General features: G+C 59.9%; 4 protein-coding genes. 1 reads left to right on the forward strand and 3 read right to left on the reverse strand.

Going from position 1 to position 5,258, the window contains the following annotated elements; translation table 11 throughout:
* Positions 1–181 precede the first annotated feature (181 nt).
* A complete protein-coding gene (aat, locus tag H5U08_RS09555; protein WP_297032464.1) occupies positions 182–934 on the reverse strand; it encodes a leucyl/phenylalanyl-tRNA--protein transferase in 753 nt (250 codons plus the stop codon).
* A gap of 733 nt (positions 935–1,667) precedes the next feature.
* Here aat and H5U08_RS09560 point away from each other — a divergent pair.
* Positions 1,668–2,531, forward strand: a complete 864-nt coding sequence (locus H5U08_RS09560; protein WP_297032466.1) for a serine protease — start codon at positions 1,668–1,670, stop codon at positions 2,529–2,531.
* 380 nt (positions 2,532–2,911) lie between these two features.
* On the opposite strand, the gene H5U08_RS09565 is transcribed toward H5U08_RS09560, so the two are convergent.
* Both H5U08_RS09565 and H5U08_RS09570 read right to left on the reverse strand, forming a co-directional pair.
* Entirely contained in the window at positions 2,912–4,195 is a 1,284-nt protein-coding gene (locus H5U08_RS09565) for a prenyltransferase/squalene oxidase repeat-containing protein (RefSeq protein WP_297032468.1), read from the reverse strand.
* Between the two features lie 59 nt (positions 4,196–4,254).
* The coding region (locus tag H5U08_RS09570; RefSeq protein ID WP_297032469.1) for an HlyD family efflux transporter periplasmic adaptor subunit at positions 4,255–5,258 on the reverse strand (1,004 nt) is incomplete at its 5' end.

Below are 5,258 nucleotides of genomic sequence, written 5' to 3' on the forward strand. Positions count from 1 at the left end.
TTCAGTCAGGACGCCACCCAGTATAGCACACGAAGTGGACTAATTGCAAGCATGACGAAGGGCTCTTTTCAGGCAAAAGATGTCCATTTGATGCGCATCTGACGCGTAGCAGGGGTGATGTCGGGTGGGAGTGGAGCGCGGGGGCCGGCTCGGGGGTATCGAGGCTTTTTCGGCTTGGCGATCAGCCTGCATTGGGTTCTGAAGATGGACGACACGTCTGGTCCAGGGCGAGGACGTCGGTGGCGGTCACTTCCAGGGTTGTCCCGAAGGTGACGTTTGCCCGGAGGGCCTCCGCCAGACGATGAAGGTATTGCCGGCGGCGAATTGGACGTGCCCCCAGCGATTGCGTGACCGGGGTGAGCATCTGGATGTCCACAAGGCGATACCCCCGCGCCTTGAGATGGGCGAGCAGATACAACAGGGCCACCTTGGAGGCATTGCTGATGCGATAGAACATGGATTCGGCCGCGAAAAGCCCACGCAGCGCCACACCGTACACGCCGCCTGCCAGCTCGTCGCCTTTCCAGGCTTCGACGCTGTGGGCATAGCCGAGTTCGTGGAGATGGGTGTAGGCTTCGATGATTGCTGGGGTGATCCAGGTGGCACCCGCCCGACCGTTCGCGGTGGCACAGGCGTGGATCACGCCGGAAAAATCGCGGTCCACAGTGATCTGAAAATCCCCACGCTTGATGATCGGTCGCAGGCGATGCGGGATGTGGATGTGTTCCCATTCGAAAATCGCGCGAATCCCCGGCGAGGCCCAAACGATGGGCGAGGCCTCATCGATCGGCCAGGGAAAAATGCCGTGGGCATAGGCGTCGAGGAGGACCTCCGGGTGGAGAGTTCCCCCCACGGCTACCACGCCGTAACGATTGGCGGATTCGGCCGGTGGAAAAAATCGCGAAGGACGGAAAGGCGACAGGTCATCCCGCATGGCTAAATGGATCGCAGGGCTTTTCTGTCTATTTTAACAGGTGCTTCTCGGCACACGGGATCATCCCCATTGGCCAGGGACCGGGCGATGCGGCGGTCCCGTGACACATCGTCGCTTTTCCTCCGCCAATGGAAACGTGAACATCCGCACGCGCTTGAGTGGCAGCGGAATTCAGCCGGAGGGACCTGTTTGTCAGGTCCGTCGTGATACGTTCGATCATCAATTTCTTTTTCCCGGGCACGACAAGCGTGCCCCTCCGAATCGTCCGGAGGGACCTGCTTGTCAGGTCCGCTTAAATGATCCGCCCCTATTCACCTACATTCCGGTGGGGGCATTGATGAATTGCCCCTGTCACTCCTTGCATCCGCGGCGTCTCATCGTTTCCACAAAAATGGGATGCTTCAGGAAGATCCCGGATTGCCTCACAGGCGACAGTTCCGCCCTTCAGCGGGTGAATGGCTGATCCTGCCCACTGTGACATACCTCCGGGCGTGGGCTGAAAAAAACTTGCAACATCCGCCCGAGTGTGACAACAACAGAGAAAGGATTCAGAGTGTGGGGCTGCTCAGAAGATCCACGCCGCGCTGCCGGGAAACCACGGTGGGTGTTCGAGGGACCGCACTCTCCTGGGCTGATAGCGGTAGGAATGTCCCATGCGATATTTCCCAGGCGGTCACGGTGACCGGACAGTGTTTGGTGTTATTTTTTGACGAGCGGAAAAGGAGACGCATCCGTGAGGAAGCATCGTTGTATGGCGTTTGTGCTTTGGATGATCTGGCAGTGGGTCGGCTTTGGACTGACGACACAACTCCGGGCGGAACAGGCTTCGGGAAGTCCGGGTTTTCTCACGCAGGTCACCTGGGCCACCGTGAAGATCACCAATCCGGGTTCGACGGCCACGGGATTTCTCGTGGAGTTGCCCTCCGGGCGACGGGTGCTGGTCTCGGCCGCCCATGTATTTTCCACCATGAAGGGGGACGAATGCACAGTCATTTTGCACCGCCGGGGAGAAGACGGCCGGATTGTGAAAAATCCGCAAACCATTCCCGTGCGTCGCGACAACAAGGAGCTGTGGGAGAAACACCCCACGGCCGACGTGGCCGTCATCAGGGTTGATTTTCAGCACGATGCCAACCTGGCGGTTTTGCCCTATGATTGTCTGGCAACGGAAGAGGTCCTGGAAAAACTGCCGCTGGAACCGGGACTTCTTGTGCGGGCATTGGGATTTCCTCATGCCAACATCTTTAAAGGCAATCCGGAAGAGTTCGGCATCGCGCGATTGGGCTGCATCGCCAGTTACCCCCTGCTGCCGATCAAAGAGAATCCTCGCTTCCTGGTGGATATGAACACGTTTGAAGGGGATAGCGGCGGGCCTGTTTTCGCGCTGGCCGGTGGAAACAGCGCGTCCGGCGATTCCGCGGAGATGGCGGCCGGTTATGTCATTGGACTGGTCAGCGGGCAGCACTTTGTGGACGAGGAATTCAAGCTCATCTATCAGAGCGGCAAGTTTCGTCACCGCATGGGCCTGGCGATCATTGTCCCCTCGGTCTTCATTCGGGAAACAATCGACCGGGTCATGGCCGCAGGGGGAAATTGACCCATTCCCACTTTTGTAAAAACCTGCGTCATGTCCCGGGCACAATGTGGCGTAGGGAGAGGTTGTGAATGGCCCCAACGGAACACGGTTGAATTGGGGTGGATCATCCAGGGTTAACAGGCGGACCTGACAGCCAGGTCCCTCCGAGGGGTCGGAGGGGCACGCTTGTCGTGCCCGGTGAAAGGGAATGGATTGTCAACCGGTGTTCATCGGACCTGACAGGCAGGTCCCTCCGAAGCAGGCGGACCTGACGAGCGGGTCCCGCCGGGTTGAATCTCGTCCCCGCGCGAACTCGTGTGGCGGTCCACCTGCCCGTTGGTGCAGTAAAACTGCGGATGAGGCAGAGAGGCAAATTCCGGCCCGCGAGTCGCTTCGACGGCTCAGCGCAGTGTCGGCCGCGACTGGGCGACGGCTTTCTCTTCCGGTGGTTTGGCCGGCCTTGACGGGGCGCTGGCCCGGCAGGGTGCGAGTGCGAGCAGCGCGAACGCCGTGCCATACTGCTGATGGTAGTCGTAGAAGGGGAAGTCCCACCAGGAGCCGTCTTTTTCCTGGAGGGGAAGCAGAATGGCCGCCAGACGGCCGTAGAAGTCCGGCCGCTCGGACTCCGGAAGCTGTCCGATGCACAGCGAGGCGTAGTAATGCCCGTAGTAAAAGAAATATCCTGCAATAGCGAAGAACGATTCATGGGGGATGGGGCGTTTTCGGCCGAGATCGAGCCAGCCATCCCGGGCGAAAAAGCGGTCCAGCCAGGTGCGGAGGACATCATCGGTGACGGTGGTATCGCCCCACAGTCGCATGGCCAGATTGCAGGCCTGCGACCGCCCAAGGCTCCCTGCCGGCATGTTGACGGGATGGAGCGGGCGCATTTTGAGGTATTCGCCGTAGCAGTACGTGTAATCCGGCTTACGCTGGCGGAGGATGGAGGCTTTGGCGCGGTCGATGAGTTTTTCGGGAATCTTGAGTCCCACCTGCTGGGCTTCGTGGAAGGCGACCAGGACTGTGGCCGTCACAAAGCTGATGGTGGAGCCGCCGGGTTTTTGAGTGCCGTAATCGAAGTCGTAGTAGGCCCAGCCGCCGTTCACGCATTCATAACGGATGAGCCGGTCGAGCTGCGTCTCCATCACTTCGCGAAGGACCGCCTGTTTGGCGGGATCACCTTTGTGACGACGGATCAAGCGGGTCAGAGCCTGGAGGGAGTAGGCATGCGCCCAGTTGTTGTAAATGGCATCGGGTGTTGCCCGGCGGACTTTCGGCAGGTTGGCGATGAGCCACGCTTCACCGCGATCGATCGCTTCCTGAACCTCGGAGCGGGAATCTTTCACGTCAATGAGGGCCGCCACGCAAAGGGATGTGACGGCGGCGCGAAAGGCCTGATGGGCCCCGGGCACAGGAGCATAAATGTTGAGGCCCTTGGTGTTATGGGGAGATCCCCAGGAGCCGTCCCGATTCTGGCGGAGGAGGAGAAAATCGACTCCCCGGCGGATGGCCCGATCGATCTCCTCGCGACTCGGCGGCACAGCGGGCGGGGGCTTGGGACCCTCGGTGGCCAGCGGAGGTGGGCCGGGCGGGGTCTGCGGAGTTTCGGCGAAGACCGCCCCGCTCCGGGGAACCAGCAGGAATCCAGCCACCCATACGACCAGAAGCACACACAAACGCCGCCGCATTGCTGGAGCCCTCTGAGTTGCTCTTGCAGTTTCGAAGTCGATCACCCTGCCTGACCCTGTTAATTGTCGCTCTCGGGTTTCTGGAGCAGGATTTCTTCACCCTCTTTGAGTCCGCTGAGAATTTCGATTTTGTCACCCACCTGCTCGCCGACTTTAACGGGGCGCTTTTCGTGGGCGTCGCCTTTGACGACATACACGTACCGCTGTTCAGGATCGAGGTCTTCTGCGAACACGGCCTTTGCGGGGACGACCAGGGCATCTTCCCGCACGTACACAAAGAAGCGGACCTTTCCCCCCATGGCCGGAGCCAGCGGCAGAGGTTTCTTGGGGAGGTCCAGCTCGGCCAGCACTTCAAACTGGTTGGGCGCGATAGGAATGCGATCGACCTCTGTTACGGCAGCCGGGATCGCCAGGTCGGGAAGGGCTGTCGGTTTGAAGGTTCCCTCCCGGCCGGGCTCCATCCATCGCAGGTCCTCTTCACCCACTTTGAAGCGAACGGTGGCCGGTGGCAGGTGGACCACGGTCATGATGACATCTCCCTTGGAGACCGATCCACCTGGTCGGAGTTTGTTCTGCAGAGAGCTTGCTCCCAACCATTCACCCCGATTGAATTGGCCGTAGTAGACGACGCCATCGCAGGGTGATTTGATTTCAAACAGGGCGCGATCGGCGCGGAGTTTCGCCAGGCGGTCTTTCGCCCGCTCGAGATCGGTCCGCATTTGCTCGACGCTCATCCGCTGCTGGATGAGCAACGATGGCAGATTGATGCGCGAGCGCTCAGCTATAAACGAGGCCAGCTCGAGATCCCGGCGGGCATCTTCGTCACGCCGGGCAAGGTCCATGGCATGGAACCGTTCGTAACGGTCCTTCTCAAGTTGGTAATAGAACTCGGCACGTTCCACGGCCTGGCGCTGCCGTTTGAGGATGAATTCCTCCGTCTCTTCAACCAGATCGTCTGCCTTGTACATCTTTTCCAGTTGGCGGAGTTCTTCCCTGGCCGATTCGAGAGACCATTCCGCGGCCTTGAGGTTCATTTCGTAGTTGCGGATCAACAGGTCGCGCT

The sequence above is a fragment of the Thermogutta sp. genome (genome assembly GCF_014359955.1).
Taxonomy (GTDB): Bacteria; Planctomycetota; Planctomycetia; order Pirellulales; family Thermoguttaceae; genus Thermogutta.

Coding starts and splice junctions, on each gene's coding strand:
- aat (WP_297032464.1), bottom strand. CDS start 934: ATGCGGGATGACCTGTCGCCTTTCCGTCCTTCGCGATTTTTTCCACCG.
- H5U08_RS09565 (WP_297032468.1), bottom strand. CDS start 4,195: ATGCGGCGGCGTTTGTGTGTGCTTCTGGTCGTATGGGTGGCTGGATTC.